The organism is Mycolicibacterium chlorophenolicum, assembly GCF_001044235.1.
Lineage (GTDB): Bacteria > Actinomycetota > Actinomycetes > Mycobacteriales > Mycobacteriaceae > Mycobacterium > Mycobacterium chlorophenolicum.
Genome location: NZ_JYNL01000068.1, coordinates 166,892 through 192,221 on the forward strand (window position 1 = coordinate 166,892; position 25,330 = coordinate 192,221).

The window sequence follows — 25,330 nt, forward strand, 5'->3', positions numbered from 1 at the left end:
GAAATGCTATCTACGTGCTGTGCGGTTGCTCAGCGCCGATTGTTCGAGCAGCTTGTCCTTCATCACCTTGCCGGTCGCGTTGACCGGCAGCTCGTCGAGGAACTCTACCGAGCGGGGCACCTTGAAACCGGCCATTCGCTCGCGGCTCCATGCGATCAGTTCCTCGGCGCTGAGCGCAGGCCCGCCGCCGTCCGCCGACGCCGAGCGCACCACGAACGCCTTGCCAACCTCGCCCAGCCGCTCGTCGGGGACCCCGATGACCGCCGCCTGCGCAACGGCGGGATGCTCGAGCAGGAAACCTTCGATCTCGGCGGGGTAGGCGTTGAATCCGCCGACGATGAACATGTCCTTCTTGCGGCCGACGATCCGCAACCGACCGGCCTGGTCGAGGGTGCCCAGGTCGCCGGTGTGCAGCCAGCCGTCGGCGTCGATCGCCTCGGCCGTGGCGACCGGATCGTCGAGGTAGCCCTGCATCACCGTGTATCCGCGCACGAGCACCTCGCCGTCCTCGGCGATGCGCATCTCGACGCCGTCACACGCCACCCCGGCCGTGGTGGCGATGTCGGTGAACGAATCCCCGGGCCGTGAGAGCGTCACGGTGCCGGCCTCGGTGAGGCCGTATCCGGTCGCGAGCGTCTGGAAGGGGAGCTCCTCGTGCACGCGGCGCACCAGCTCGACCGGGATGTCCGCCGCGCCGGTGACGCCGGCGCGCAGGGTGCGCAGTCCGCTCTTGTCCGGGACGGCCAGCAGCGAGTGGTACAGCGTGGGCGGCCCGGGGAGCATCGTGATGCGTTCTCGGGCAATGAGTTCGACGACATGCTCGATCTCGAAGACCGGCACCGGCAGCATCGTCGCCCCGCGCAGGAACGACGCGATCAACCCGGCCTTGTAGCCGAAGGTGTGAAAGTACGGGTTGACCATCAGATAGCGGTCGCCCTGGCGCAGGTCGGCCAGGTCGCACCACTCCTCGTAGAGCCGCAGGTTCTGGGCGTGGCTCATCATCACCCCCTTCGGCCGGCCGGTGGTGCCGGAGGTGAAGATGACGTCGGAGATGTCGTCGGCCTGTACCGGGCGACTGAACGGCTCACCGCTGCCGAGGAACCCGGACTTCAGGTCGATGACGGGAACCCCCGCGGGGGCGGTGTATTCGACGCCCAGGAAGCCCTGCTGGACCAGGACCGCTTTGGCCGCGCTGCGCCCGATGACGTCCGCGGCTTCCTCGGTCTTGAACCGGGTGTTGACGGGCACCAGCACGCCGCCGGCGGTGAGCAGACCGAACGCGGCGATGATCCACTCGGCGCTGTTCGGCGCCCAGATCGCGGCACGGTCTCCGGCGCCGATGCCGAGATCGGCGAAGGCGCCTGCGGCACAACGGATCCGATCGACGACCTCGGAGAATGACAAGCGCAGCGGACCGTCGACGACGGCTTCGGCGTCGCCGAATCGGTCCGCCGCGGCGGCGACCATCTCGGGGATGGTCTGCCACCTGGCAACGTAGGTCAAGTGGGCGACGTCAGGTGGTGACCAGACGACTGAGGTTGCCGCCCATGATCTTGGCCTGATCCTCGACCGAGAGGTGTTCCAGCGCGGTGACGTAGTGGGTCGGCTCGGCCAGGCCCTCGGGATGCGGCCAGTCCGAGCCGTACAGCACCTGGTCCACGCCGATCAGATTGATCAGGTCGTCGATGCCCTCTTCGTAGAAGGGGCTGACGTAGATCCGGTTCTTGATCTCCTCGATCGGGTTGCCCAGGAACGCCTCCGGCGCCTTCTTCCACACCTCGGCCATCGAATCGAGCAGCGGGAACATCCATTTCGAGCCGGCCTCGACGATACCGACCTTCAGCTTGGGGTGCCGGAAGAGCGCACCGTGGATCACCCACGACGCCACTGCGTCCTGGATCGGGCGCCACTCGTTGAGGATGGACATCGCGTTGGTCTGGAACGGCAGCATCTCCTGCGCCGCGCCGTCCCACTCCGAGGTGTAGCGCGAGTAGCCGCTGTCCGAGGAGTGCATGCCGACGAACACGTCGTGGTGCACCACCCGCTCCCAGAAGGGATCGAACTCCGGCAGCGCGAAGGACCGCGGGCCCCGGAAGCCGGGCACCGGGGCCGGCCGGATCAGGATCGCGCGGGCACCCCGCTTGACCGCCCACTCGAGCTCCTCGATCGCCTTCTCGACGATGGGCAGCGTGATCACCGGGGTGGTGAAGATGCGGCCCTGATAGTTGAAGCCCCAGACCTCGTCGAGCCACTGGTTCAGGGCGTGGATGAGGACGTGGATCGCGACGGGGTCGTCGGAGAGCCGCTCCTCGATGAGGCTGGCCAGCGTCGGGAACATCAGCGAACGGTCGAGACCCAGTTCGTTCATCTTCTCGATGCGGGGTTCGGGTTCGAAGAACGCCGGGATGGCCCTCATCGGTTCACCGAACAGCTCGCGCTTGCTCTTGCCGTCGGGGTTGCCGAACTTGAAGTACTCCTCCCACGCACCCGGCTTGGCGACCACCGAGAACGTGGGGTTGGGGATGTAGTTACTGATCTGACCCTTGAGCGCGATCTTGGTACGCCCGTTGACCTCGACGTACTGGACGACGTCCTTGTACTCCTTCGGCAGGTACTTGGTCATCGCCTCCGGCGGTTCATAGAGGTGATTGTCCGCGTCGAAGAGCGGGAACGGTATGTCGACCTTGTGCGACAGTTGGCCCATTGAAAAACTCCTTATCCTCTCGCGAGAATCGTATTCTCATTCGCTGTCGGCCGCAACGGCCCGCTACCCCGCCGTCGTCATCCGCACGTGTTCGCGCACCAGGAACTTCTGCACCTTGCCGCTGGCGGTCCTCGGGTAGTCGTCGACCTCCATCAACTCCTCCGGCCACTTCTGCGTCGCGACCCCGGCCCGGCGGAAGTGCGCGCGCACGTCGTCGATCGACGGCATCGCGTAGCCGGCCCGGATCCGCAGCACCGCGGCGGCCCGCTCGCCCAACCGTGCGTCCGGCGCGGCGACGACGACCGCCTCGGCCACCGCGGGCATGGCGAGCAGCACCTCCTCGACCTCGAGGGCACTGATGTTCTCGCCGCCGCGGATGATGACGTCGGCTTTGCGGTCGGTGATGGTCAGATAGCCGTCCTCGTCGAGGGTTCCGATGTCGCCGGTGCGGTACCAGCCGTCCTCGTCGAACGCGCGCCTGGTCAGCTCGTCGTCGGTGTAGCCGAGGCACAGATCGGGTCCGCGGCTGTGGATCTCGCCGTCCGGGCCGAGGCGGATCTCCACCCCGGGCCGGGCATCACCGTCGGTGAACAGACGCTTCTCCTCGGGAGCGTCCGGGCGCGACCCGGTGATCGACGGATGCTCGGTGCTGCCGTAGGAGCGGAAGACGAACATCCCGAGGTCGGCCAACCGCCGGGTCAGTGACGACGGCACCGACGAGCCGCCGAGACCGACGGTGGTGAAGTGGGCGAGATGTTCGGGCCGGCAGTCGGGATGGTCGAGCAGACTGGTGACGAAGTACGGCGGGCCACCTCCGATCGACAGTCCGTCGCGCTCGATCAGCGTCAGCACCTTCGCCGGGTCCCAGACGTCGCACAGATCGATCGGCGCTGCCTCGAGGACCGGGATCAGGAACGCTCCGATCATGCCGATGAAATGCCCGACCGGGGTCGCGGTCAGTTGGCGCCCACGGCCGGGCGGGTAGTTCTCGAGCAGTTGGCGCGTCTCAAAACCCAGCGTCTGGTGGCTGTGGATCACGCCCTTGGGATCGCGGGTGGTGCCGGAGGTGAACGCGATCAGCGCGGGGCCCGACGGGTCGACCGCGGCGGTGCCCTCGAACGGCTCGTCAGCCAGGAGGTCGTCGAACGAGGCGTCGCCGACCAGGCCGACGATCGGGACGTCGGCGGCGAGGTCGGGCTGAAAGCGCATGCGGCCGAACGCCTCTGTCGTGATGAAGACGCGCGGTCGCGCGGTCGCGAGGATGTGGGCCAGCTCCTTGCGGCCGTAGAAGTGCACGATCGGGACGATGACCGCGCCGAGAAACGCCGAGGCCCAGAACGTCACGGCGGCCTCCCGCCAGTTGGGCAGCTGCAGGGCGACGACATCGCCCGGTCCGACGCCCCGGGCGGCCAGGCCCGCGGCCAGGCGGCGCGCGTCGCGTTCCACCTCCCCGCAGGTTCCCGCGTAGGGCCGGACCGCGGAATGGACGTGGAAGCCGGTGTCTCGACTGCGCTCCAGTCCCGTCGCGATGAGTTCCCCCAGGCTCTCCCCGGTCCACCACCCGTGCCGCTCGTACCGGCTGACCAGGTCAGCGGGGATACTTCGCATGTCCGTCGCGTCACCTCCCGTCCGGGAGACGATGCTATTCTCCGCCAACGAGAATGCCAATACCGTAAAGGGAGAACGCCCGATGGTGGACCTCGACATCGATGACGGTCTGGCGACCATCACCATCGACCGGCCGCACGCCCGCAACGCGATCTCTCTCGACACGATGGATCAGCTCGACGAGGCCCTCGACGGCGCCTCGGGTGCGGCGGGTCTTGTCCTCACCGGCGGCGGCGACCGGGCTTTCGTCTCCGGCGGCGATCTCAAAGAGCTCAGCGCGCTGCGCACCGAGGAGCAGGCCGCCGCGATGGCCTACCGGATGAGGTCGATCTGCGATCGGATCGCGAGCTTTCCGGCCCCCGTGCTCGCCGCCCTCAACGGCCACGCGCTCGGCGGCGGCGCGGAGTTCGCGGTGGCCGCCGACATCCGCATCGCCGCAGACGACGTCAAGATCGGCTTCAATCAGGTCGCGCTCGCGATCATGCCGGCGTGGGGCGGGGCCGAACGCCTCGTCGGACTCGTGGGGTACAGCCGGGCACTGCTGCTGGCGGGCACCGGACGCATCCTCGGCGCGGCGGAGGCCGAGCGGATCGGGCTCATCGACCAGGTGATCCCGCGTGCGTCGTTCGACGAGCAGTGGCGGCCGATCGCCCGATCATTGGCGACCGTGCCGGCCGGCCAGGTCAAGCGCGTCATGCGCGGCGTGCCGACCACCGAGGCCGTGGCGGCGTTCGCGCGCCTGTGGGCCTCCGACGAACACTGGGCTGCGGCGGACAGGGTGATGAACAAGGGCCGCCAGAACGGCGAATAACCCATACGGCCAATCCGTTCTCTCTGGACGAGAACGGCATTTCCATTTATGGTCATCGAGTGTCCACCTCGCAGCGGGCGCTGGCGCCCGAGATCTCCACCTGGCCGGATGACGACCCACAGCTCATCGGCAGCACCTGTGCCGTCTGCGGCGCCACCGCCTTTCCGCTCCAGCAGCGTTGCCCCCGGTGCAGTGCCGCCGCGATGAGCCAGACGCTGCTCCCCCGCCGGGGCACCCTGGTCGCCTGGACCACCCAGGGGTTTCCGCCGGGGCCGCCGTACAAGGGTCCCGCCGGCAAGGACTTCGTGCCGTTCGGGGTGGGCCTCGTGCAACTGGGCGAGGGCGCCGACGCCGTCATCCGGGTCGAGGGCCGGCTCACCGAAAACGAGCCCGCCAAACTGCATTTCGGCGGACGCGTCGAACTGACGATGATTCCGTTCACCACCGACGACGACGGCACCGAGGTCGTCACCTTCGCGTTCCGGCCGATCGACGACCAGGAGGCCACGGCATGACCGGTACCGCCCCCGACGTTGCGATCATCGGCGTCGGCCTGCATCCGTTCGGCCGGTTCGACAAGACCGCGATGGAGATGGGCGCCGAGGCGATCGATCTCGCGCTCACCGATGCCGGAATCAGCTGGCAGGACATTCAGTTCGGTTTCGGAGGCAGCTACGAGATCTCCAATCCCGACGCCGTCACCCGACTGGTCGGGCTGACCGGGATCACCTTCACCAACGTGTTCAACGCGTGTGCGACCTCGGCGTCGGCGATCCAGCAGACCGCGGACACGATCCGGCTGGGCAAGTACGACATCGGCATCGCCATCGGGCTGGACAAGCATCCCCGCGGTGCTTTCACCGACGATCCCGCCAAACTCGCCCTGCCGCAGTGGTACGCCGAGAACGGGCAGTTCGTCACCACCAAGTTCTTCGGGATGAAGGCCAATCACTACATCCACGAGCACGGTATCTCCCAGCGGACCCTGGCGCGGGTCGCGAACAAGAACTTCCGCAACGGCGCCCTCAACCCGAACGCGTTCCGCCGCAAGGAGATCTCGGTCGAGGAGATCCTCGACTCCCCGGTGCTCAACTACCCGCTGACCCAGTACATGTTCTGCTCGCCCGACGAAGGCGCCGCCGCGGTGATCATGTGCCGCGGCGACCTCGCGCACACCTTCACCGACACGCCGGTCTACGTGCGCGCCAGTGAGATCCGGACGCGGACGTTCGGCGCCTACGAAGTGCATGCGACCTCAGCACCGCTCGACGCGGATCCGTCTCCGACGGTGTACGCGGCCAGGGCCGCCTACGAGGCGGCCGGGATCGGGCCCGAAGACGTCGACATCGCCCAGTTGCAGGACACCGACGCGGGCGCGGAGGTCATTCACATGGCCGAGACCGGCCTGTGCGCCGACGGCGAGCAGGAGAAACTGCTGGCCGACGGCGCGACCGAGATCCACGGAAGCATGCCGGTCAACACCGACGGCGGGCTGATCGCCAACGGCGAGCCCATCGGAGCCTCCGGCCTGCGGCAGGTGCACGAGCTCGTCCGCCAGTTGCGCGGCCAGGCCGGTGACCGTCAGGTGCCGGGCACTCCCCGGGTCGGGCTGGCCCAGGTCTACGGGGCGCCCGGCACCGCGTCGGCGACCATCCTGTCCCTGTAAGGACGTCGCCCTGGAGCTTTGGTAGCCGATCGGCTACTGTCGCCGGTAGCCGATCGGCTACCGGACGCGAGGGAGGGCCCGATGCAGATTCTGGCTGCGGCAGAGGAACTTCCGAGCACCAGCGCGCTCAAGGCCCAACTGGTGTGCCTGTGGATCACCCCGGTGGTCGGGGCGATCTTGCTCATCGCCTTCGTGACGTTCCCGGGATTTCTGCCGCCGATGGCACCGGACATGTCACCGGCCGAAGTCGCGGCTTTCTACGCCGAGAACACCGCGATGATCCGGTTCAGCATGCTCACCTACAACCTGTGCGCGATCATGCTGTTGCCGTTCTTCATGCTGATCGTGGTCCAGATGAAGCGGATGAGCACCCAGACCCATGTGCTGGCCTACTGTTACCTCACCGCGGTGGTGAGCGGCGCGACACTCTTCGCACTCGCCGACATCTTCTTTCTGGTCGCCGCGTTTCGCGCGGATCGCGATCCCGAACTCGTGCAGCTGCTCAACGATCTGGCCTGGATCACCCTGGTCGCCCCGGTCGGCATGCTCGTCACCCAGAACCTGCTGCTGGCCGCTGCGGTCTTCTTCGACACCGGCTCACACGGTAGCCCCGATCCCGTGTTCCCTCGCTGGGTGGGGCACGTCGCCGTGCTCACCGGGCTGGCGATGGCGCCTGCCGCCGCGGCAGCGGTCGTCTCCACGGGCCCGCTGGCCTGGAACGGGTCCGTGTCCTTCTGGCTGCGGATCGCGGCCTTCGTCGCGTTCGTGACCGTGATGTTCGTCGTCCTGCGAAACACGCTGCACCGTCAGGCGATCGACGAAGGCATCGCCAGGTGAGCACACCGACCGACGTCCGACGAGCGACGACACGCGACCTTTGGCTGGTCTTCTGGATCGTGCCGGCCTTCTACACCGCGTTCGGGGTCGTCTTCTTCGCGCTGGCCCGGGTGATGCCGCCACCGCGACCCGACATCACCGAGGCGCAGCAGGCCGAGTTCTTCGCCGACCACGCGACCACGATCGGTATCGGCTTCGGGACGCTCGTTCTCATCGTGGGCGGCGCCGGGGTGGCCAACGGCATCGTCGCCTACCACATGAAGCGCATGACGACCGGCTCCGTGCTGGCCTACGCCTACATCGGCTCGATGGCCGTGGGCGCGCTGCCGGGATGCCTTCTCGTCGCGTTCTGTTTTCTCGCCGCGGTCTACCGGCCCGACCGCGACCCCCAACTGCTCGCGCTGCTGTACGACCTGGGCCTGCTGTCCTACGTCGGGTCGCTGGGCTGCTTCACCACCGCCTACTTCGCGTTCGCCGTCGCGATTCTCTACGACCGCAACGAGATCTTCCCGAAATGGCTTGCCTACGTGTCGATCTGGCAGATCGTCACCGAGCTTCTCGCCGTCCCGGTGTTCATCAGCACGGCGGGCCCGTTCGCGTGGAACGGCTCGATCTCGTTCTGGATGGGCACCGTGATCTTCGGCTTCTGGTTGTCGTGCGTGATCTACTTCCTCAAGCGCGCCAACGAGTGCCGATCCGCCGAGGAGGTGCCGGTGGGATGACCGAGACCACCGCGGCGCCGACGACACCCTCGACGAACGGACACCTCCCCGGTGACCGCCACATGTGGGTGATGGTGCTGGGCGACCTGCTGATCTTCAGCGCCTATTTCCTGATCTTCATGGTGCACCGGGCGATGAACCCGCACCGATTCCTCGAGGCCCAACAGCACCTCGACCTGAACGTGGGAGCGCTGAACACCCTTGTGCTGTTGACGAGTTCCTGGTTCATCGCCCGCAGCGTGGTGCGCGCCCGCAGCGGCGAGCATGAGGCTGCAGCGCGGTCGACCATGCTGGCCGGCGGGTGCGGGGTGGTGTTCGTCGCACTGAAGGGTTACGAGTGGTCGGCCATGATCGCCGACGGAAACACCATGGGCGGCAACGAGTTCGCCATGTTCTATTTCATGCTCACCGGGGTGCACGTGTTCCACGTCCTGGTCGGGCTGGTGATCATGGGAATCGTGCTGCGCGAGATCCGGATTGTGCACAAGCGGCGCCTGTCGCTGATCGAATCCGGGGCCGTCTACTGGCACATGGTCGACCTGCTCTGGGTGATCATCTTCGCCCTGCTCTACGTGATGAGGTGAGATCGTGACGACACCGACGACGAGCACCATCCGCGCGCTCACCGGGGCCTGGCCCGCCCTCTGCGCGGTCACCGTGATCTCGTGGTGGTTGGCACCGGGGCATGCCGGTGGCTCCGCGACCGCCAGCGTGCCGCTCACCGTCACCGCGGTCACCCTTGCCGTCATCAAGGGGCGGGTGATCGTGCGCAGCTTCATGGAAGTCCGCTTCGCGCCCGCATGGTTGCGCCGCGCCACCGACGTGTGGCTGGTGACGCTGTGGGCGTCCATCCTGGCGATCTACCTCTGGTGAGCCGCCGGATCTTCGACCGCCGCCGGCAACGGATCGCCCTCCAGCCGGCGCAGCCACTGCTCACAGAACGCGAACGTCTCCGCGTGCCCGGTGCTGATACCCAGGGCGCGCTCGACGACCATGGCCTGAGAAACGCTGGTGGCGAACACGGTCCACACCACCGGAGGGACCTCGGTCGCGTCGATTCCGTGCCTGCGCAGCGCCTCGGCGATCGCGGTGTTCTGCTCCTGGCGGAATCGCTCGGCGTAATAGACGATTTCGGCCCGCAGCGCCTTGCGGTGGTTGGCCAGACCCATGAACTCCATGGTCAGCCGGGTGGCCTCGGGAGCGGTGCTGAAATTCCACAGCGCCCACAGCGGTTGCTCCGACTGCAGCGCGGTGCTCAGTACGGCGAGTCCTTCTTCGGCCCTGCGCCGGAACACCGCGAGGAAGAGGTCCTCCATCGTGCGGAAGTAGTAGTGCACCAGCTGCGGCTTGAGTCCGGCCCGGTCGGCGACGCGTCGCGAGGTGACCGCCGCGTAGCCCTCCTCGATGAGCAACTGCTCGGCGGCGTCGAGGAGCACGACGCGGTTCTTCGCGTCCGGCGCCCCGATCCGGCGTGGCGATGCCACGGCGACCACCTTCCCTGCGCGTGTCGTGTTGGAACCTTGACCCTAACTCTTGCACCATGCTAAGCAAGTGCTCAGCATTTCGCGGCGTTCCCTCGGTCGAGGCTCGCGGAACACACCACTTCAGGAGGCCCGGGACATGAGCGATTTCGACACGATCGACTACTTCACCGATCCGTCGCTGGTGCCCGATCCGCACCCGTACTTCGATCATCTGCGCAACCGCTGCCCCGTGGTGCGCGAACCGAACTACGGGGTGTTGGCCGTCACCGGGTACGAGGAAGCCGCCACGGTCCTCAAGGACGCGGAGACGTTCTCGTCGTGCATTGCGGTGGCCGGTCCGTTCCCGCCGCTGCCGTTCGTCCCCGAAGGCGACGACATCACCGATCAGATCTCCGCGCACCGCCCGCAGATGCCGATGTTCGAGCACATGGTCACGATGGATCCGCCGGACCACACCAACGCCCGGTCGTTGCTCAACAGGCTCCTGACGCCGAGCCGGCTCAAGGAGAACGAGGACTTCATGTGGCGGCTGGCCGACGAGGTGCTCGACGACATCTTCGCCAGGGAGCCCGCCGGACGCTGCGAGTTCCTGTCCGCCTTCGCAAAGCCGTTCTCGCTCTTGGTGATCGCGGACCTCCTCGGCGTCCCCGAGAGCGATCACGAGGAGTTCCGCACCGTGCTGGGCGCACCCCGGCCGGGCGCCAATGTCGGTTCGCTGGACCACAGCGATCTGGTGGGCGCCAACCCGCTGGAGTGGCTGGACGAGAAGTTCATCGGCTACCTGGAGGACCGCAGGAGGGAGCCGCGCGACGACGTGCTGACCGCGCTGGCGACGGCGAAGTACCCGGACGGGTCGACGCCGCCGGTGATCGAGGTGGTGCGTTCGGCGACGTTCCTGTTCGCCGCCGGGCAGGAGACCACCACCAAGCTGCTCACGGCGTCTCTGCGCGTGCTCGGCGACCATCCCGACATCCAGGAGCGGCTGCGCGGCGACCGAACCCGCATCCCCGTTTTCGTCGAGGAGGCGTTGCGGATGGACGCACCGGTCAAGAGTCAGTTCCGCCTCGCTCGCAAGAACACGACGGTCGGCGACGTCGATGTGCCCGCTGGAACCACGATGATGGTGTGCCCCGGCGCGGTCAACCGGGATCCGAACCGCTTCGCCCATCCCCACGAATTCGATCTGGACCGCAAGAACGTCCGGGAGCACATCGCGTTCGGCCGCGGCGTGCACTCCTGCCCGGGCGGACCACTGGCCCGCGTCGAGGGCCGGGTGTCGATCGAACGGATCCTCGATCGGATGCGCGACATCGCGATCGACGAGGACCATCACGGCCCCGCGCACGCTCGTCGGTACACCTATGAACCGACGTTCATCCTGCGCGGACTGACGTCGCTGAACATCACCTTCAGCCCTGCCGGCTGAGTATCTCCCCCGTCGCGGGCTCGCTGGACCGTTCCGCCGTCACGCTTGCGCGGAGTTGTTATTCTCACTGGAGAGAATGACGCTCTCAGCTCGCCCGGTATCGAGCCCGACACGGAGGATCATGTGAAGTCGGTCGTGGCCATCGCCGCCCTGCTGGTCGCCGGTCTGGTGTCCGCGCCCAGCGCGTCGGCGATGACGCTGGGCAACTATCTGCTGCACATTCCGGACCGGCGCGACTTCCACACCTACGTCTGGTCGATGATCGCGCCGTGCCGGAACCCGGACAATTCCAAGCGCCAGGACTGCATCGACGTCGACACGCTGCCCCAGCCGATCGCCAAAGCGGTCTACAGCCAGATCGAGGCGATGCTGGCGGACAACCGCTACACGATGGTGATCGACGACCCGTTCGGGTTGCGTTGCGGCGACATCTATTACGGACCGACGATTCCCACCCACGACGTCTACACCTGGGACGCCACCTCGCTGACCGGAGAGCTCGTCTCGTCGTTCGCCGCCGGCTGCGACGGGGCCCCCGGCGGTCAGCTCACCTATCCCTTCTTCCTGACCAGGATGTGAGATGAGAGTGCGATACGCCGTCCTGCCGGTCTTGGTCGTGGCCGCCGTGAGCGCGACCGCACCGGCCACGGCGCAAGGCCCGGTGATGCACCACGTGCGCTACACCGTCACCGCCAACGCGCCGTCCTTCGCCGACATCTACTACCGCGACACAGAACCGGCGGTGTTCAGCGATTACAGCCACAACCCCTATGAGTTCAGCCCCCGCGTCGAGGCCGACGTCGCGCCCGACCGACCGTGGGTGCTCGAGACGCAACTGGCCAATCCGGACCTGTGGGCGATGGTGCTCGTGCAGAGCGGTGAGACCCGCATGTTCGACACCGCCGGCTTCAACTGCGAACTGGCCGTCGACGGTGTGGTGGTCAAGACCAACAGCGGCGCCCGGGGTGCGCTCTGCTCGATCCGGAACTGGTAACCGCTCAGGCGTCGCCGCGGCGCCACAGGCTGCGGTCGTTCATCGGCACGCACGCCAGGAACAGCCCGTCGGGCGCCTGCGCCACGGCATCCATGTAGCCGGTGCAGTCGCTGCCCTCCTCGCGGATGCCCATCATCGGCGGCGAGCGGAACCAGCGTGGTTCATAGCGGCGGGGAGAACCGCAGAACAGCAGCCGGCCCGCTCGCGTCGACACCCCGGCGACGGCGGTGCCGAACACGTAGTAGCTGGTGTTCGAGCAGTACGAACCCTGCACGACATTCGGCGTGATTCCGGGTACGCACGACGGATCGTTGCAGGTCTGCGGCTCGGCCGTGGCCTGAGGCGCGGCCAGGACTCCCAGCGCCACCAGTGACGTGGCCGCGATGACGGTCAAACGCACCTCACCACTCTCGCACATCCGGAAATGGAACTCTCGATATCGGAGAAGATTGATTCACCCTTCCTCCCGCGGCGCCCAGGGTTGTCTCGAATACCGTTGAAAGGCAACGACACCGCCGTGTAACTGTTATTCTCCGAAATCGAGAACACGCCTACCCCCGTCCCGAGGAGCTCACCCATGTCGGCGTCCAGACGCAGGGCCGGCGCCGCGGTCGTGACAGCGGCCGTCACCGCCGGTGTGCTGTTCGCCCCCCCGGCCGCGGCCGGTGAGGGCTGGGGCATCAACGGGACCTTCGCGACGTCCTCCAACGGCGACTTCGCCAAGGTGAACGAGCGGTTCCAGGACCAGCCCGGGGAGCGGTCCACCTGGACGATCAACACCGAGTGCGTCTCCCCCACCGAGTGCACCGGCACCGTCACCAGCGACGCCGGCTGGAGCGCGCCGATCTACACGACCAACGGGCTGTACTACGTCAAGCGCGTCGTTCCGAACTGGCGCTTCTGCGCGGACGGCCAGCCCGTCGAAGGGCTGCAGGTCTACAAGATCTACCCCGTCGGCTTCGACGGGCACGTCGACGCCTCCGCCGACGAGTACACCGGCGAGAACCAGACGACCGGCCCCAGCGGCTCCTGCGGTCGCAACCAGTGGCCGTCGATCCGGATGCCGTTCTACATGAAGAAGATCTGACACCCGCAACCACCGACGAGCCGGCGGACCCCCGGTGTCACATCGGCATCAGGTCCCGCCACGACGTGGGCGCCGCGGCGAGATCGGCCTGGCGGTAGAGTTTTCCGTCACTGCCCATGTACTCACCGGTGCGGGGGTTGTACTTCGCCACCGCAACCGACGGCCCCTTCCCCTGGCCACCGGTGAACGCGCTCGGCGACACGATGGGCGGCGGAGCCGGCACCGGGGTCGCGGTCGGAGGGAAATGCAGGTCGTCGGGCGAAACACCGGGTGGCACCGGGATCTCGGTCGCCTGCGGGAGCTGCGCCGGCGGCGCCGGGACGATCGCCGGATCGGTCACCTGCGCAGGCCCCGGCGGACTCACCGGGGGTGCGGTGTACAGCGGTTGGCCGGGCAGCATCGCCCCGGGATTGGTCCCCGCGAAGTTCGGTGGCGGCGAGGGCGGCGGTGCGATGTCGGGCGGCGGCGCGGTCACGCCGGGCGGCAACGGCGTGCCTTCGATCGGACCGAAGATGTTGTCGTCGGGCCGCACTCGCGAATCCGGCGGGATGCCCTGCGCGATGAGGTTGGGATCGAGCGGATACGGGCCGAGCGCGTGCTGGCGCTGTGCGATCGGCTGAAACCCGTTCGGGTCGTTGCACAGTTCGACGGTGGGCGCCCGCTTACCCGGATGGTCCATGCAGGGGTAGTTGCGAGCGCCCCGGACCCCGATCGGTGAGTCTTGCGGCAGCTTGCAGTACAGGCCGTCGGGGGTGTCGATGACCGACGTGTCGGCGGGACTGCGCCACTCCGACGGTGGCAGAAAGCCCACCGTGCACGCCGGCGGATCGCCGAGGCCCAGGGAGAAGTCGCCGTTGGGTAGCCCGGTCGGGTTGTTGGTCGGGGCGTAGGTCTGGATCTGCGCGACGAACGGCGGCACCAGGACCAGCAACTGCTCGATCGACGGGTTGTAGGTGACGCCGATCTGGCCGAACGTGGTCAGGTTGGCCAACAGGATCGGCAGCGTCGGTTTGATGTCGTTGAGCAGGCGCGACGCCTCCTGTGCGAATCCCGGACCGTTCTGCAGGATCGAGCGCACCTGGGCATCGTTGTTCGCCACCTGTTCGGTCACCCCGGCCAGGCTCGCCGCCCAGGTCCGGATCGCATCGGTGGTGCGTGCCTGGGCGTCCAGGAACGGGCCGGCGTCCTCGGTGAGGGCGATCGTCTGGTCGGACACCGCGTTGGCGTCGCGGGTGATCGTCGACGACGAGTCCAGCAACGACCCGAAGTCGTATCCCGTTCCGTTGAACGCCCGGTACGACTCGTCGAGCAACCGGCTCAGGCTGTCCTTGGGAATCGTGTCGACCAGAGAACTGAGCTGGTCGAGCATCGGGCCGACCGCCTGGGGAATGGTGGTGTTCCCCATCGCGATCACCGATCCGTTCTCCAGATAGGGCCCGGAATCGGTGCGCGGCAACAACTCCACGTACTGCTCGCCCACCGCCGACATGCTGCGCACCTCGGCCTTCAGATCCGCGGGGATCTTCGGTGAACGCTCCAGGGACATCGTCGCTTCGGCGCCGCGGTCGGTGAGCGTCACCGACGTCACCTTGCCGATCTGGGATCCGCGGTAGGTGACATTGCTGAACTGGTAGAGGCCACCGGCCGCGGGGAGTTCCATCGTCACGGTGATGCGACCCACGCCGAGCAGCATGGGGACCTGCATGTAGACGAACACCATCACCAGGACACCGACGACCGAGGCGATCGTGAAGATGATCAGCTGGTTGCGGACGAAACGGGTGAGCACTAGCCACCACCTCCGGGTACAGGGGGTTGGGCGGGCGGCGGATTCTGCTGCGGCCCATACGGTCCCGCGAAGATCTGGCCCGGGACGCCGGGGGCGGGCGGTGCGGACTGGGTCTGGATCTGTCCGCCCGGGACCGACAGGGGCGCCGGGGGGACGACCGGGAGGATCGGTCCGACATCCGCGGTGACCGGAGGCGGGGCCGACGGCACCACCACGTCGCGCGGCGGAACAGGCTGCGCCGGCGGGTAGGAGACATCACCCAGGGGCGGTCGCATGTTCGGCGGCGGGTCGATCCCGAGCTTGAGCGGGTCGTAGGTGTACTGCAGGTAGTTCGGGTCGCCCGGCGCGGGGATCAGTTGTGCCCCTTCCTGTTCCCATCGGGTGCCGAGGAAGGTGGTGCGCTTGAGCCGGGGGATCGTGAGATCGACGGTGGCGAACAGGTTGTAATAGTCGCCGCGAATCGCGCGGTCGATGAAGCTCTGGGTGAAGGGGAAGTGTGCGGCGTATTCCAGCAGCGAGTTGAGATCGGGGCCCACGTCGGCGAAGGTCTTGATGACCGGCTCGAGGTTCTTCAGGTTCTGCACCAGATCGGCCTGCGAATCGTTGACGAACTGGGTGGCGGTGTCGCTGAACGTTCCGAGCTTCTGCAGCGCGGTGGTCAGCCGTGGCCTCTCTTTGACCAGGACGTCGATGGCGGGCGGGATCCGGTCCAGCGCCCGGGTGATGTCGTCGCGTTGGCCGGCAAAGGTCGACGCGAGGCGATTGAGCGACTGGATCGACGCCACGATGTTGTCCCGCTGCGCGTCCAGGGTGCCGACGAAGTTGTCGAGTCGGCCCAGCAGATCCCGGATCTCCCCCTCGCGGCCGTTGAGCGCCCCGCTCACGTTGTGGATGACGTCCCCGATCTGGCCGAGACCTCCGCCGTTGACGACGGCCGCGAGGGCGGACAGGGTCTGCTCGGTGGTCGGATAAGTCGACGAATCGTTGAGCCCGATGGTGGTGCCCGGGGCGAGCGTGCCCTGCGGGGCCTGTCCGGCCGGCGGGTTCAACGCCAGGTGCATGGAGCCGAGCAGGCTGGTCTGTCCGACGCTGGCGACCGCATTGGCCGGGATCACCACATCAGGTTTGACGGAGATCTCCACATCGGCGTGCCAGTCCTTGACCGACAGGGAGCGCACGCTGCCCACCACGACGTCGTCGATCATCACCGGCGAATTCGGTTCCAGTGTCGCGATGTTCGCGACCTCGACGTGATACACCACAGCGTCCGAGCCGCGCCCGACCGCGCCGGGAAGCGGAAGCGAGTTCACGCCCTGGAAGCCGCACCCGCTGACCGACACCGCCACACAGGTGGTGACGACGGCGGCCCGCCGTACGAATCTCTGCGTCGTCATGCCGGGGGCGTCCCTCCTGCGCTGGGCGCCGGTGCGGGCGCCGGAGCTTCTGCGGCGAGCGGTGGGCCGCCCACCGGACCCGGCGCGGGGCCCGGTGCGGGACCGGCCGGCGCCAGCATGGAGTACACGCTGGGCGGCACGCTGGGGGGAATCACCGGCGGGGCGCCGGGGAGCAACTGCTGGGCGCCCGGCGGCGGCACGCCGGGCGCCCGCCCGGTGTAGGGCGCCGGGCCCGGCGCCACCCCGTCGTAGGCGGAGATGGCCGGCGGATCGGTCGGCGGTGCCGGTGCCCCGCCGGGGCCGCCGGGCATCAGGTTGGCCTCGGAGTAGATCAGATTGTCCGGGTTCGCCGACGGCATCAGGAACGGGGCGATCGGAAACGGCAGGTAGTTGAAGTTGAGCAGCCGCAGCGCGGGCCCGAGGTAGTCCGAGCACAGTTTCGCGGTCTCCGGGGCCGTGGTGTTCTCGATGGCGCCGATCGCGCCGCAGACGAACTGGACCGGGTTCGAGAAGTTGTTGAGCACGAACTGACCCACCGCGCTGCCCACATCGGGGTTGTAGATGTTGTAGGCGTTGGACAACGCGTTGGGCGCGATGTGCAGGAGGTTCTCCAGCTCCATCTTGTTGTCGAGCAGGTTGCCGGTCACGTTGGCGAGCCGCTGCACCTGTTCGGAGGTCTTGTCCCGGGTGCCCGCGACGAACCGCTGCACATCGACCACGGCCACCGACAGGTTCTTCAGCGCGGCATCGAGGTCCGATCGGCTGCCGTCGACGACGCTCGTCAAGGTGGCCAGCCGGTTCTGGAACATCACCACCTGCTCGTTGCTGTTCTTCAACGCCGTGACGAAGGTCTGCAGATTCTTGATGATGTCGACGACGTTGCCACTGCCTTCGGCGAGCACGCGGGCCACGCCCGAGAGTTGAGAGATGGTCTGGCGCAACTTGTCCCCGTTGCCGTCCATCGCGTTGGCCGCACTGTCGATGAACCGCGACACCGACGTCCCGTCGACACCGCTGCGCGGACCGAGGTCGGTGGACAACCGCATCAGCTGTTCTTTGACCTCGTCCCATTCCACCGGCACCGCGGTGCGCTCCAGTGGGATCACCGAGTCGTCCGGCATCGTGGGGCCGCTCGACCTGTAGGCGGGGGTCAACTGGAGGTATCGGGCGGCCACCAGGTTCGGTGCGACGATCACGGCCTTGGCGTCGACCGGTATCGGCACATCGCGGTCCACGCTGAGCACCATCCGGGTCTGCGTGCCCTCGGGGGTGATCGAGTCGATACGTCCCACCTTGACGCCCGACACGCGCACTTCGTCGCCGGGGTAGATCCCCGTGGCGGAGGTGAAGATCGCCGAGATCGTGCGGGGACCGAAGTAGGTCTGCCGGATCAGGTAGCCGCCCCCGGCGAGGAGCCCGACGGCGAGGGCCACCGCCACGATCGTCGCCAACCGCTTGCGCCCCATCAGCGGGTACCTCCGGGAATTCCGTTGTAGGGCAGCGGGAGTTCGGCACGCGGTCCCGAGGTGTCCGGCGGCTGGCCGGCGTTGGTGCCGCGCCGGAAGCCGAACGCGTAGTCGATGAACGGCTGCAGTATCTGCGCGGGCTGCAGGTTCGGCACATAGGCGTTGTAGTACGGCCCGTTGGCCAGCGTCTCGCCCTGGGCCAGGATGAACTTCTTCAGGCTCGGCAGGATCTTGGTGATGTTCTCGCGGTTGCGTTCCAGCATCGCCATCACCGAGTTGAGTCGCTGCAGGGTCGGCGCCAGTTCGGCCTCGTTGTCGGCGACCAGACCGCTGAGCTGCTGTGCGACGGCCGAGGTGTTGGCGAGTAGGTCCACGATCGCCTGCCTGCGGTCGTTGAGCACACCGAGCAGGTCATTGGCGTTGAGCAGCAACGTGTTCACCTGCTGACTGCGCTGGGAGAGCACGTCGGTCACATCGGCGGCGCTCTTGAGCAGTGCGGCCAGGTTCTCGTTGCGGTCGTTGATCGACTGGGACAACCGGCTCAGGCCGTCGAATGTCGGACCGAGTTGCGGTGCGATCTGGTCGATTGTCGACGACAACGTGTCGAGCGACTGGTTCAGCGCCGCGGTGTCGGTGCCCGCGGTGTTGGTCGTCAAGTCGCTGACGGCGTCGGTGAGGGAGTACGGCGACGACGTGCGCGAAGTCGGGATCACGTCGTGCGCGTTCAGCGTGCCGCTGCCGTCGGACTCCAGGGTGATCACCCGCTCCCCCAGCAGGGATCCCGTCCGGATGTGGGCGGTGGTCAGCGAACCCAGCGGGTACTTGCCGTCGATGGTGAACGTGACCAGTGCGTCGCCGTTGTCGAGTGCGACGTCGGTGACGGTGCCCACCTTGATCCCCGACAGCGTCACGTCGTTGCCGACGGCGATTCCGCCCGCCTCGGCGAACAGTGCCTGATGCCGGATGGACGTGGCCCACTGGACAAGTCGCTCGGGCTGCAATCCGACCGCGATGACGAGAATGATCAGCATCACGCCGATGAAACCCGCCTTGATGAGATTCGATTCTCGGTACTTGCGCATCAGGGCTCAGCGCACCTTCCGCCTTCTTGTTTGATCATGGGGAAGACCGCGGTCCGGCCCTGCAGATCGGTGACCCGGATCGACAGCCCGCAGATGTAGTACATGATCCAACTGCCGTACGAGCCCAGCCGCGCCAGTTTCCGGTAGTTCTCAGGGCCCCGCTGCAACGCCCGGTCGAGCACGATCTGATGGTCGTCGAGAAGGGGCGCCAGGCGGTTGAGCTGGTCGACGGTACCGGCCAGCGGCGGCCGCGCCTGCGTGAGAAGGTCTGTCAGAGAGGCGGTTCCGCTGTCCAGTGCGGTGATGGCCGTACCGATCGGATCCCGGTCCTGCGACAGCCCGCTGACCAGTTGCTCGAGCCTGTCGATCGCGTCCGAGAACTTGTCGCCGTCCTTGCCGATCGTGTCGACGACGGTGCGCAGGTTGTCGATCAACTGCTGCACCACGGCGCTGTTGTCCGCCAGCGTGGTCGAGAACGACGACGTCTTGCTCAGCAGTGAATCCAACGTGGTGCCCTGACCCTGGAAGATCTGCACCAGCGCCGAGGTCAGAGCGTTCACATCCTGCGGATTGAGGCCCTGCACCACGGGTCGCAGACCGCCGAGCAGCAGGTCGAGATCGAGCGCACCCGCGGTCCGTTCTTTCGGGATCTGCGCGCCCGCGGGCAGTACCCGCGTCGAGCCCGGGCCGTCGAGGAGTTCGAGATACCGGTCACCGGTCAGGTTGAGATAGCGGACCGCGGCCTTCGTGCCGGTGGTGAGCACGACGGTACGGTCGGCGTCGAACGTCACCAGGACGCTCTTGTCGTTCTGCAGTTCGATGTCATTGACGGTGCCCACCCGGACCCCGGCGACGCGGACCGAGTCGCCGGTCTTCAGCCGGGAGGCGTCACCGAAAACCGCTGAGTAGCTCGAGGTCGAGCCGCTGCGGTACTGGCTGAACGCCATGAACAGGAAGGCGGTGAGCAGGACCATCACCACCGCGAAGATCCCGAACTTGACCAGTGTGCCGGTGGTGCGCGTCATCCCGGTTGCCCGATCTGTGCGGTGTTGCGGGGCGGACCGTCCAGGGGCCCGAACAGCAACTGCTTGAGGCCGTCGGAGTTGAGCACGATGCCCTGGTTGCCGTACTGCCAGGGGTTGGCGCCCGTATCGGTGACCAGATACTTCGACCTGTTGCCGAAGCCGATGTAGGGCAGGCCCATACACTCCGGACCGCCCTTGGCTGCCACCTTCGGCAGGTTCGCCGGATAGCGGTACCGCTCGATGCCGAGCGTGAAGGCGACGTTGACCAGAACGCCGGGATCCAGCTGGGGCGGCTGGTGCAGCGTGTACTGCATGCCCTTGAGCGTGCAGTCGATGGCGGGGGCGTACCGCTGGAACACATCGGTGGTCGGAACCAGCAGGTCCAGCACGGTGCTGAAGGCGGCCCGGTTACTGCCCAGGACGTCATTGCCGATGTCGGCCAGGCCGATGGCGCTGACCAGAAACGTGTCCAGATTGTCCTGCTGGTCGACGATGCTGTCGCTCAGTGTGGTCGAGTTCTTCATCGTCCGAACGAGATCCGGTGCTGCGTCGGCGTAGGCGTTGGCGACCGGCGCGGTGAGCTCGATGTCCCGGCTCAGGCTCGGCAGGCTGGGTTCCAGCTTGGCCAACAGGGTGTTGAAATCGCTGAGCGCCTGCCCGAATTTCTCACCGCGGCCGGAGAACGCGGCCGACAGCGCACCGAGTGTCTCGTTGAGTTTGGCGGGGTCGATCTTGTTCAGCACCGAAACCAGCTGTTGGAAGACGGTGTTGGCTTCCACCATGACGTGCTGGCCCTGCAGCGTCTGGCCGGCCCGCAACGGGTCGGCCGACGGATTCGGCGGCGCGACCAGCTCGACGGACTTGGCGCCGAACACCGTCGACGAGGCGATGTCCACGCCGACGTTGCTCGGGATCAGATGCAGCGCAGAGGAGTCGATGGCGAGCTTCAGATCCGCGGTGCCGTCTGGGCGGTAGGACACCGACTGCACGGTGCCGACCTGCACCCCGCGCATCTTGACCTTGGCGTCGGGGTTCATCACCAGGCCGGCGCGGTCGGAGATCACCGTGACCCCGGCGGTGTCGCGGTAGTCGCCACGGAACAGGACGACGGCCAGCGCGACCACCGCGACGATCGCGATGATCATGCCCAGGCCGACCAGGGGTCGGAGATAGCTGCGCGTCACCTGTCCCCCTAGCCCGACAGATTGAAGTTGCCGTTGGAACCGTAGATCGACAGCGACACCAGCAGCGTCACCGAGACGACCACGATCAGCGAGGTGCGCACCGCGTTGCCCACGGCGACACCGACGCCCGAGGGACCACCGGTGGCGAAGTAGCCGAAGTAGGTGTGGATCAACAGGATCGTGATCGCCATCAGGATCGCCTGGAGAAAGGACCACAGCAGATCGATCGGGTTGAGGAACGTGTCGAAGTAGTGGTCGTAGAGACCGCTGGACTGACCGAACAGCACCGTGGTGGTGAATTGGCTCGCGACGAACGACAGGATCACCGCGATGGAGTACAGCGGGGTGATCGCGATCATGCCGGCGACGATGCGGGTCGACACCAGGTACTCGATGGGTCGGATGCCCATCGACTCCAGCGCGTCGATCTCCTCGTTGATCCGCATGGCTCCCAGTTGCGCGGTCACGCCGGCGCCGAACGTGGCGGCCAGGCCGATGCCGGCGACCACCGGCGCCGAGATCCGCACGTTGATGAAGGCCGCCAGGAAGCCGGTCAGCGCTTCGATGCCGATGTTGCCCAGCGAGCTGTACCCCTGAACGGCCAGCGTGCCGCCCGCTGCCAGCGTGAGGAAGCCGACGATCACCACCGTGCCGCCGATCATCGCCAATGTGCCCGCGCCCATCGAGATCTCGGCGATCAGGCGGATGATCTCCTTACGGAAGTGCAATGCCGCGTGGGGCACGCCGGCGATCGCCTTCCCGTAGAACATCGTGTGGTCGCCGATGCGTGACAGCGTCGCCACGGGCCGACCGGCGTAGCTCGTCAGCCGCGGGAAACGCGACCGCAGGATCGTCGTAGTGCCCATGATGTCCGCCTAACCCGTCGTCATCCGGATGCCGACGGCGGTGACGACCACGTTGATGACGAACAGCGCCATGAACGCGTAGACGACGGTCTCGTTGACGGCGTTGCCGACGGCCTTGGCACCGCCGCCGGTGATGGTCAGTCCGCGATAGCACGCCACCAGGCCGGCGATCAGTCCGAACAGCGCCGCTTTGACACACGAGATGATGACCTCGGGGACCCCGGTGAGGAGCGTGATGCCGGCGGCGAAGGCGCCCGGGTTGACGTCCTGGATGAACACCGAGAACGTGTAACCGCCGAGGATGCCGATGATCACGACCAGGCTGTTGAGCAGCAGCGCCACCAGACCTGAGGCCAGCATCCGCGGAGTCACCAGGCGCTGCACCGGGTTGATGCCCAGCACCTCCATGGCGTCGATCTCCTCGCGAATGGTGCGCGAGCCCAGATCGGCGCACATCGCCGTCGCGCCGGCTCCCGCCACGATCAGGACCGTCACCAACGGACCCACCTGCGTCACCGCCCCGAATGCCGCTCCGGCGCCGCTCAAGTCGGCCGCGCCCAACTCACGAAGCAGGATGTTGAGGATGAAGCTGACGAGCACGGTGAACGGAATGGCCACCAACAGGGTGGGCGCCAGTGACACGCGCGCGACGAACCAGCACTGCTCCAGGAACTCCCGCCACTGAAACGGCCGGCGGAAGACGAACACCACAGCATCGGCGGACATCGAGAACAATCCCCCGACCGCCTGCATCGGCCCCTTGACGCTCCGGATCTGCGCGATCCCGGGGGACCACCGTTCAGGTCCTCTACCTGCCATGGCTGCCGGATCCTTCCAGGATCGTCACGGCCGAAACCGCGGTCGGTCCGCCGATGTTGTGCGCCAACCCGATCCGCGCCCCGTCCACCTGGTTGACGGCCTCACCGCGCAACTGCTGGAACAACTCGACGCACTGTGCCACCCCGGTGGCACCCGGCGGGTGCCCTTTGGCCTTCAATCCCCCGCTCGGGTTGACCGGCAGGGAGCCGCCCATGCTGGTCTCCCCTGCCTCGAGAAGTTTGTAGCCACCCAACCTCTCAGCAAATCCGAGGTCTTCATAGCTCATCAGCTCGATGCCGGTGAGGAAGTCGTGCACCTCGGCCACGTCGACGTCGACCGGCCCCAACCCGGCCATCGCGAACGCCTGCTTGGCCGCCCGGGTGGTCGCCGGAAACGTCGTCAGGTCCGGCTTGTGCTGGTGCATGACCGAGTCCAGGCCCAGCCCCACCCCGCGGATCCATACCGGCCGGTCGGTGAACCGGTCCGCGACGTCGTCAGCGGCGATCACCAGCGCTGCAGCACCGTCGCTCTGCGGCGCGCAGTCATACATCCGGAACGGCGTCACGACCGTTGGTGCGTTCAGAGCCTGCTCCATCGTGATCTCGAAGCGCAGCCGCGCTTTGGGGTTGTCCACACCGTGGCGGTGGTTCTTGACCGCCACCATGGCCAAGTGTTCTTCAGTTGCCGGAGATTCGTGGAGATATCGGCGAACGTGCAGGGCGAATCCCGCGGGCGCCACGAGACCGAGCGGGTAATCCCAGGCCATGTCCCGCGCCATGGCCTCCCACTCCCAGAGCATGTCGGCCGAGGTGGTGTCGCGCAGTTTGTCCGCGCCCATCACCAGCGCCACGTCGAAGACACCCGAGGCGACGCCGAACAGCGCGTTGCGAAGTGCGTCTTGACCAGTGGCGCAGGAGTTCTCGACGCGGCTCACGGGCAGGTCGGGCAGCCCGAGGGTGTCGGCGAGGATTCCCGCCGGGAACCCGTCGGCGGTGCCCATCGCGCCGAACCATGCCGCCTGCAGGTCGGTCTTGGCCAGTCCCTTGTCGACCGAGTGCGCGCATTCGGCGAAGGCCATCGGAAGTAGATCCTTGATGCCGAGGGCGAAGTGCTCGGCGAACGGGGTCATCCCGGCCCCGACGATCGCGACCCTCCTCACGCCGCGGCCCGTTCCGGTTCGAACGCGTAGCCGTAGTCGGGCACTCCGGAGCGCACCGCGACCCGGCGCAGGGCCAACCGGCCACGGTCCCCGATCTCGACCGTTCCGGGGGTCGCGCCGGTGACCTTCACCAGCGCCCGCACCCCGACGTCGTCGAGTTCGACGATCACCAGCGAATAGGGGCTGCGCAGCCCCGGCACCGGGATGTGCACGGTGGTCTCGGTGTAGACGGTGCCGGTGCGCGGCAGCGGCACCAACGCGTAGTCGGTGGCCAGCGCCCCGTCCTCACCCACCCGGTACCGCGGCGGAAAGTCGAGCGTCTCGCTGTCGCTGAAAGTCCCTGCCTCCCAGCGCACCTTGGCCTCGAAGGCGCGCTCGTAGGCGGCCAGCGAGATCGGGATGTCGGCGTCGTCGGTGAAGGTGCCGGCCGGGATCGGTTGCGGTGCAGGCTCTCTGCGGTGGATCGCTGCGGTGCCGCCGGTGACGCTGATCCCTGACAGGATCGCCTGCTCGACGGCCACCAGCGGGCCGGTGGCGCCACGCTCGGCGAGAGAGGCCAGGGCGAACACGCTCGCGCTCGCCCCGACGGTCGGCAGCACGGGCGGATCCGGCAGACACAACTCAGCGGCGCGCTGGTGGTCGACCCCTGCCACCGCCACCGGGGTGTCCAACCACGCGGCGGCCAGCGAGGCGACCAGGCCGCGCTCGTGCAGCAGGCGCGGGTCGCCGTAGTCGTGCACGTCGCCAGTGGCGTTGCGGGTGCGCACCGGCAGGCTGCGCGCCACCCGCGCGGCGGTCCGCACCCGCAGCCCGTGCTCGCCGGTCACCAGGGCCGCGGCGCCCGCCGGAAACAGGTCGGCGCCGATGATCAGCGTGCGCGGACGCGCCGAGCTCAGGGCGTCGACGGTCGCCGGGGCGCCGCCGAGCCGCTCGTCGACCTCCAGCTCCGGGTCCAGCCCGAGGCCGGCCAGCAGGACGGCGGCGTTACTGCTCTCCGTCAGTGGCAGGTGTCGGCTGACCAGGACCACGCGCTCGACCGTCGTCCCGGCGTCCAGCGCTGCGCGGCCCGCCTCGACCGCCATCGTGACCACGTCCTCGTCGTCACCGGCGACCCGGTGCAGGGGCGATCCCCAGCACGGCAGGTAGGTGCCGATCGAGGCGACGTAGGGCATGGCGGGGTCTCCAGAGAGCGTGGGTCGGGGAAGCG

General features: G+C 67.5%; 26 protein-coding genes. 11 read left to right on the forward strand and 15 right to left on the reverse strand.

Going from position 1 to position 25,330, the window contains the following annotated elements; all coding sequences use genetic code 11:
• Positions 1 to 6 precede the first annotated feature (6 nt).
• The 3 genes from MCHLDSM_RS28845 to MCHLDSM_RS28855 all read right to left on the reverse strand — a co-directional run bounded on the left by MCHLDSM_RS28845 (position 7) and on the right by MCHLDSM_RS28855 (position 4,312).
• Positions 7 to 1,503 (reverse strand): FadD3 family acyl-CoA ligase, encoded by a 1,497-nt coding sequence (locus MCHLDSM_RS28845; protein ID WP_060937601.1) that lies wholly within the window; start codon positions 1,501 to 1,503, stop codon positions 7 to 9.
• A gap of 10 nt (positions 1,504 to 1,513) precedes the next feature.
• Positions 1,514 to 2,704, reverse strand: coding sequence for an amidohydrolase family protein (locus MCHLDSM_RS28850; RefSeq protein WP_048473231.1), 1,191 nt, complete (start codon positions 2,702 to 2,704; stop codon positions 1,514 to 1,516).
• 63 nt (positions 2,705 to 2,767) lie between these two features.
• On the reverse strand, positions 2,768 to 4,312 hold the full coding sequence (locus MCHLDSM_RS28855; RefSeq protein WP_048473232.1) for an AMP-binding protein: 1,545 nt from the start codon (positions 4,310 to 4,312) through the stop codon (positions 2,768 to 2,770).
• An 82-nt stretch (positions 4,313 to 4,394) separates the two neighbouring features.
• Here MCHLDSM_RS28855 and MCHLDSM_RS28860 point away from each other — a divergent pair, with 82 nt between their 5' ends.
• The 7 genes from MCHLDSM_RS28860 (at position 4,395) to MCHLDSM_RS28890 (ending at position 9,221) form a co-directional block, all read left to right on the forward strand.
• A complete protein-coding gene (locus MCHLDSM_RS28860) occupies positions 4,395 to 5,123 on the forward strand; it encodes an enoyl-CoA hydratase/isomerase family protein (protein ID WP_048473233.1) in 729 nt (242 codons plus the stop codon).
• Between the two features lie 59 nt (positions 5,124 to 5,182).
• Positions 5,183 to 5,638 carry a Zn-ribbon domain-containing OB-fold protein gene (locus tag MCHLDSM_RS28865; protein ID WP_174545791.1) on the forward strand — a complete coding sequence of 152 codons (456 nt, stop codon included), beginning with the start codon at positions 5,183 to 5,185 and terminating at the stop codon, positions 5,636 to 5,638.
• Positions 5,635 to 6,789: a thiolase family protein gene (locus tag MCHLDSM_RS28870; protein ID WP_048473234.1), complete on the forward strand. Its 1,155-nt coding sequence runs from the start codon at positions 5,635 to 5,637 to the stop codon at positions 6,787 to 6,789. Before MCHLDSM_RS28865 ends, MCHLDSM_RS28870 begins: the two co-directional genes overlap by 4 nt.
• A gap of 81 nt (positions 6,790 to 6,870) precedes the next feature.
• Positions 6,871 to 7,626: a hypothetical protein gene (locus MCHLDSM_RS28875; RefSeq protein WP_048473235.1), complete on the forward strand. Its 756-nt coding sequence runs from the start codon at positions 6,871 to 6,873 to the stop codon at positions 7,624 to 7,626.
• On the forward strand, positions 7,623 to 8,348 hold the full coding sequence (locus MCHLDSM_RS28880) for a hypothetical protein (RefSeq protein WP_048473236.1): 726 nt from the start codon (positions 7,623 to 7,625) through the stop codon (positions 8,346 to 8,348). The genes MCHLDSM_RS28875 and MCHLDSM_RS28880 overlap by 4 nt, the downstream gene beginning before the upstream one ends.
• Positions 8,345 to 8,932: a cytochrome c oxidase subunit 3 gene (locus MCHLDSM_RS28885; protein WP_048473237.1), complete on the forward strand. Its 588-nt coding sequence runs from the start codon at positions 8,345 to 8,347 to the stop codon at positions 8,930 to 8,932. The genes MCHLDSM_RS28880 and MCHLDSM_RS28885 overlap by 4 nt, the downstream gene beginning before the upstream one ends.
• 4 nt (positions 8,933 to 8,936) lie before the next feature.
• Positions 8,937 to 9,221: a cytochrome C oxidase subunit IV family protein gene (locus tag MCHLDSM_RS28890; RefSeq protein ID WP_322788658.1), complete on the forward strand. Its 285-nt coding sequence runs from the start codon at positions 8,937 to 8,939 to the stop codon at positions 9,219 to 9,221.
• Here the strand turns inward: MCHLDSM_RS28890 and MCHLDSM_RS28895 are convergent.
• Positions 9,209 to 9,832: a TetR/AcrR family transcriptional regulator gene (locus MCHLDSM_RS28895; RefSeq protein WP_048473397.1), complete on the reverse strand. Its 624-nt coding sequence runs from the start codon at positions 9,830 to 9,832 to the stop codon at positions 9,209 to 9,211. The two genes, MCHLDSM_RS28890 and MCHLDSM_RS28895, sit on opposite strands and share 13 nt — an antisense overlap.
• Before the next feature lie 136 nt (positions 9,833 to 9,968).
• On the opposite strand from MCHLDSM_RS28895, the gene MCHLDSM_RS28900 reads away from it, so the two are divergent.
• The 3 genes from MCHLDSM_RS28900 to MCHLDSM_RS28910 all read left to right on the forward strand — a co-directional run bounded on the left by MCHLDSM_RS28900 (position 9,969) and on the right by MCHLDSM_RS28910 (position 12,252).
• Positions 9,969 to 11,258 (forward strand): cytochrome P450, encoded by a 1,290-nt coding sequence (locus tag MCHLDSM_RS28900; RefSeq protein WP_048473239.1) that lies wholly within the window; start codon positions 9,969 to 9,971, stop codon positions 11,256 to 11,258.
• Between the two features lie 123 nt (positions 11,259 to 11,381).
• Positions 11,382 to 11,837: a hypothetical protein gene (locus MCHLDSM_RS28905; RefSeq protein ID WP_048473240.1), complete on the forward strand. Its 456-nt coding sequence runs from the start codon at positions 11,382 to 11,384 to the stop codon at positions 11,835 to 11,837.
• A 1-nt stretch (position 11,838) separates the two neighbouring features.
• Positions 11,839 to 12,252 carry an Rv2576c family protein gene (locus MCHLDSM_RS28910; protein ID WP_048473241.1) on the forward strand — a complete coding sequence of 138 codons (414 nt, stop codon included), beginning with the start codon at positions 11,839 to 11,841 and terminating at the stop codon, positions 12,250 to 12,252.
• A gap of 4 nt (positions 12,253 to 12,256) precedes the next feature.
• Here MCHLDSM_RS28910 and MCHLDSM_RS28915 read toward each other — a convergent pair whose 3' ends face one another.
• Positions 12,257 to 12,652 carry a hypothetical protein gene (locus tag MCHLDSM_RS28915; protein WP_407661902.1) on the reverse strand — a complete coding sequence of 132 codons (396 nt, stop codon included), beginning with the start codon at positions 12,650 to 12,652 and terminating at the stop codon, positions 12,257 to 12,259.
• Positions 12,653 to 12,829: 177 nt separating this feature from the next.
• On the opposite strand from MCHLDSM_RS28915, the gene MCHLDSM_RS28920 reads away from it, so the two are divergent.
• Entirely contained in the window at positions 12,830 to 13,339 is a 510-nt protein-coding gene (locus MCHLDSM_RS28920) for an Rv2253/PknI dimerization domain-containing protein (RefSeq protein WP_053083124.1), read from the forward strand.
• A 37-nt stretch (positions 13,340 to 13,376) separates the two neighbouring features.
• Here the strand turns inward: MCHLDSM_RS28920 and MCHLDSM_RS28925 are convergent, their stop codons facing one another.
• The 10 genes from MCHLDSM_RS28925 to MCHLDSM_RS28970 are packed head-to-tail and all read right to left on the reverse strand — an operon-like array spanning position 13,377 to position 25,295.
• Positions 13,377 to 15,128 (reverse strand): MCE family protein, encoded by a 1,752-nt coding sequence (locus tag MCHLDSM_RS28925; RefSeq protein ID WP_048473242.1) that lies wholly within the window; start codon positions 15,126 to 15,128, stop codon positions 13,377 to 13,379.
• A complete protein-coding gene (locus MCHLDSM_RS28930; RefSeq protein WP_048473243.1) occupies positions 15,128 to 16,522 on the reverse strand; it encodes an MCE family protein in 1,395 nt (464 codons plus the stop codon). Before MCHLDSM_RS28930 ends, MCHLDSM_RS28925 begins: the two co-directional genes overlap by 1 nt.
• A complete protein-coding gene (locus MCHLDSM_RS28935) occupies positions 16,519 to 17,988 on the reverse strand; it encodes an MCE family protein (protein ID WP_048473244.1) in 1,470 nt (489 codons plus the stop codon). Before MCHLDSM_RS28935 ends, MCHLDSM_RS28930 begins: the two co-directional genes overlap by 4 nt.
• The gene (locus tag MCHLDSM_RS28940; protein ID WP_048473245.1) at positions 17,988 to 19,070 is read right to left on the reverse strand and encodes an MCE family protein; all 1,083 of its coding nucleotides are present in this window, start codon (positions 19,068 to 19,070) and stop codon (positions 17,988 to 17,990) included. The genes MCHLDSM_RS28935 and MCHLDSM_RS28940 overlap by 1 nt, the downstream gene beginning before the upstream one ends.
• Positions 19,070 to 20,095: an MCE family protein gene (locus MCHLDSM_RS28945; RefSeq protein ID WP_048473246.1), complete on the reverse strand. Its 1,026-nt coding sequence runs from the start codon at positions 20,093 to 20,095 to the stop codon at positions 19,070 to 19,072. The genes MCHLDSM_RS28940 and MCHLDSM_RS28945 overlap by 1 nt, the downstream gene beginning before the upstream one ends.
• Positions 20,092 to 21,240, reverse strand: coding sequence for an MCE family protein (locus MCHLDSM_RS28950; RefSeq protein WP_082169137.1), 1,149 nt, complete (start codon positions 21,238 to 21,240; stop codon positions 20,092 to 20,094). Before MCHLDSM_RS28950 ends, MCHLDSM_RS28945 begins: the two co-directional genes overlap by 4 nt.
• 47 nt (positions 21,241 to 21,287) lie before the next feature.
• On the reverse strand, positions 21,288 to 22,145 hold the full coding sequence (locus MCHLDSM_RS28955) for an MlaE family ABC transporter permease (protein ID WP_048473248.1): 858 nt from the start codon (positions 22,143 to 22,145) through the stop codon (positions 21,288 to 21,290).
• Positions 22,146 to 22,154: 9 nt separating this feature from the next.
• Positions 22,155 to 22,964: an MlaE family ABC transporter permease gene (locus MCHLDSM_RS28960; RefSeq protein ID WP_048473249.1), complete on the reverse strand. Its 810-nt coding sequence runs from the start codon at positions 22,962 to 22,964 to the stop codon at positions 22,155 to 22,157.
• Positions 22,954 to 24,123: a thiolase C-terminal domain-containing protein gene (locus MCHLDSM_RS28965; RefSeq protein WP_048473250.1), complete on the reverse strand. Its 1,170-nt coding sequence runs from the start codon at positions 24,121 to 24,123 to the stop codon at positions 22,954 to 22,956. The genes MCHLDSM_RS28960 and MCHLDSM_RS28965 overlap by 11 nt, the downstream gene beginning before the upstream one ends.
• Positions 24,120 to 25,295, reverse strand: coding sequence for an OB-fold domain-containing protein (locus tag MCHLDSM_RS28970; protein WP_048473251.1), 1,176 nt, complete (start codon positions 25,293 to 25,295; stop codon positions 24,120 to 24,122). Before MCHLDSM_RS28970 ends, MCHLDSM_RS28965 begins: the two co-directional genes overlap by 4 nt.
• Positions 25,296 to 25,330 lie beyond the last annotated feature (35 nt).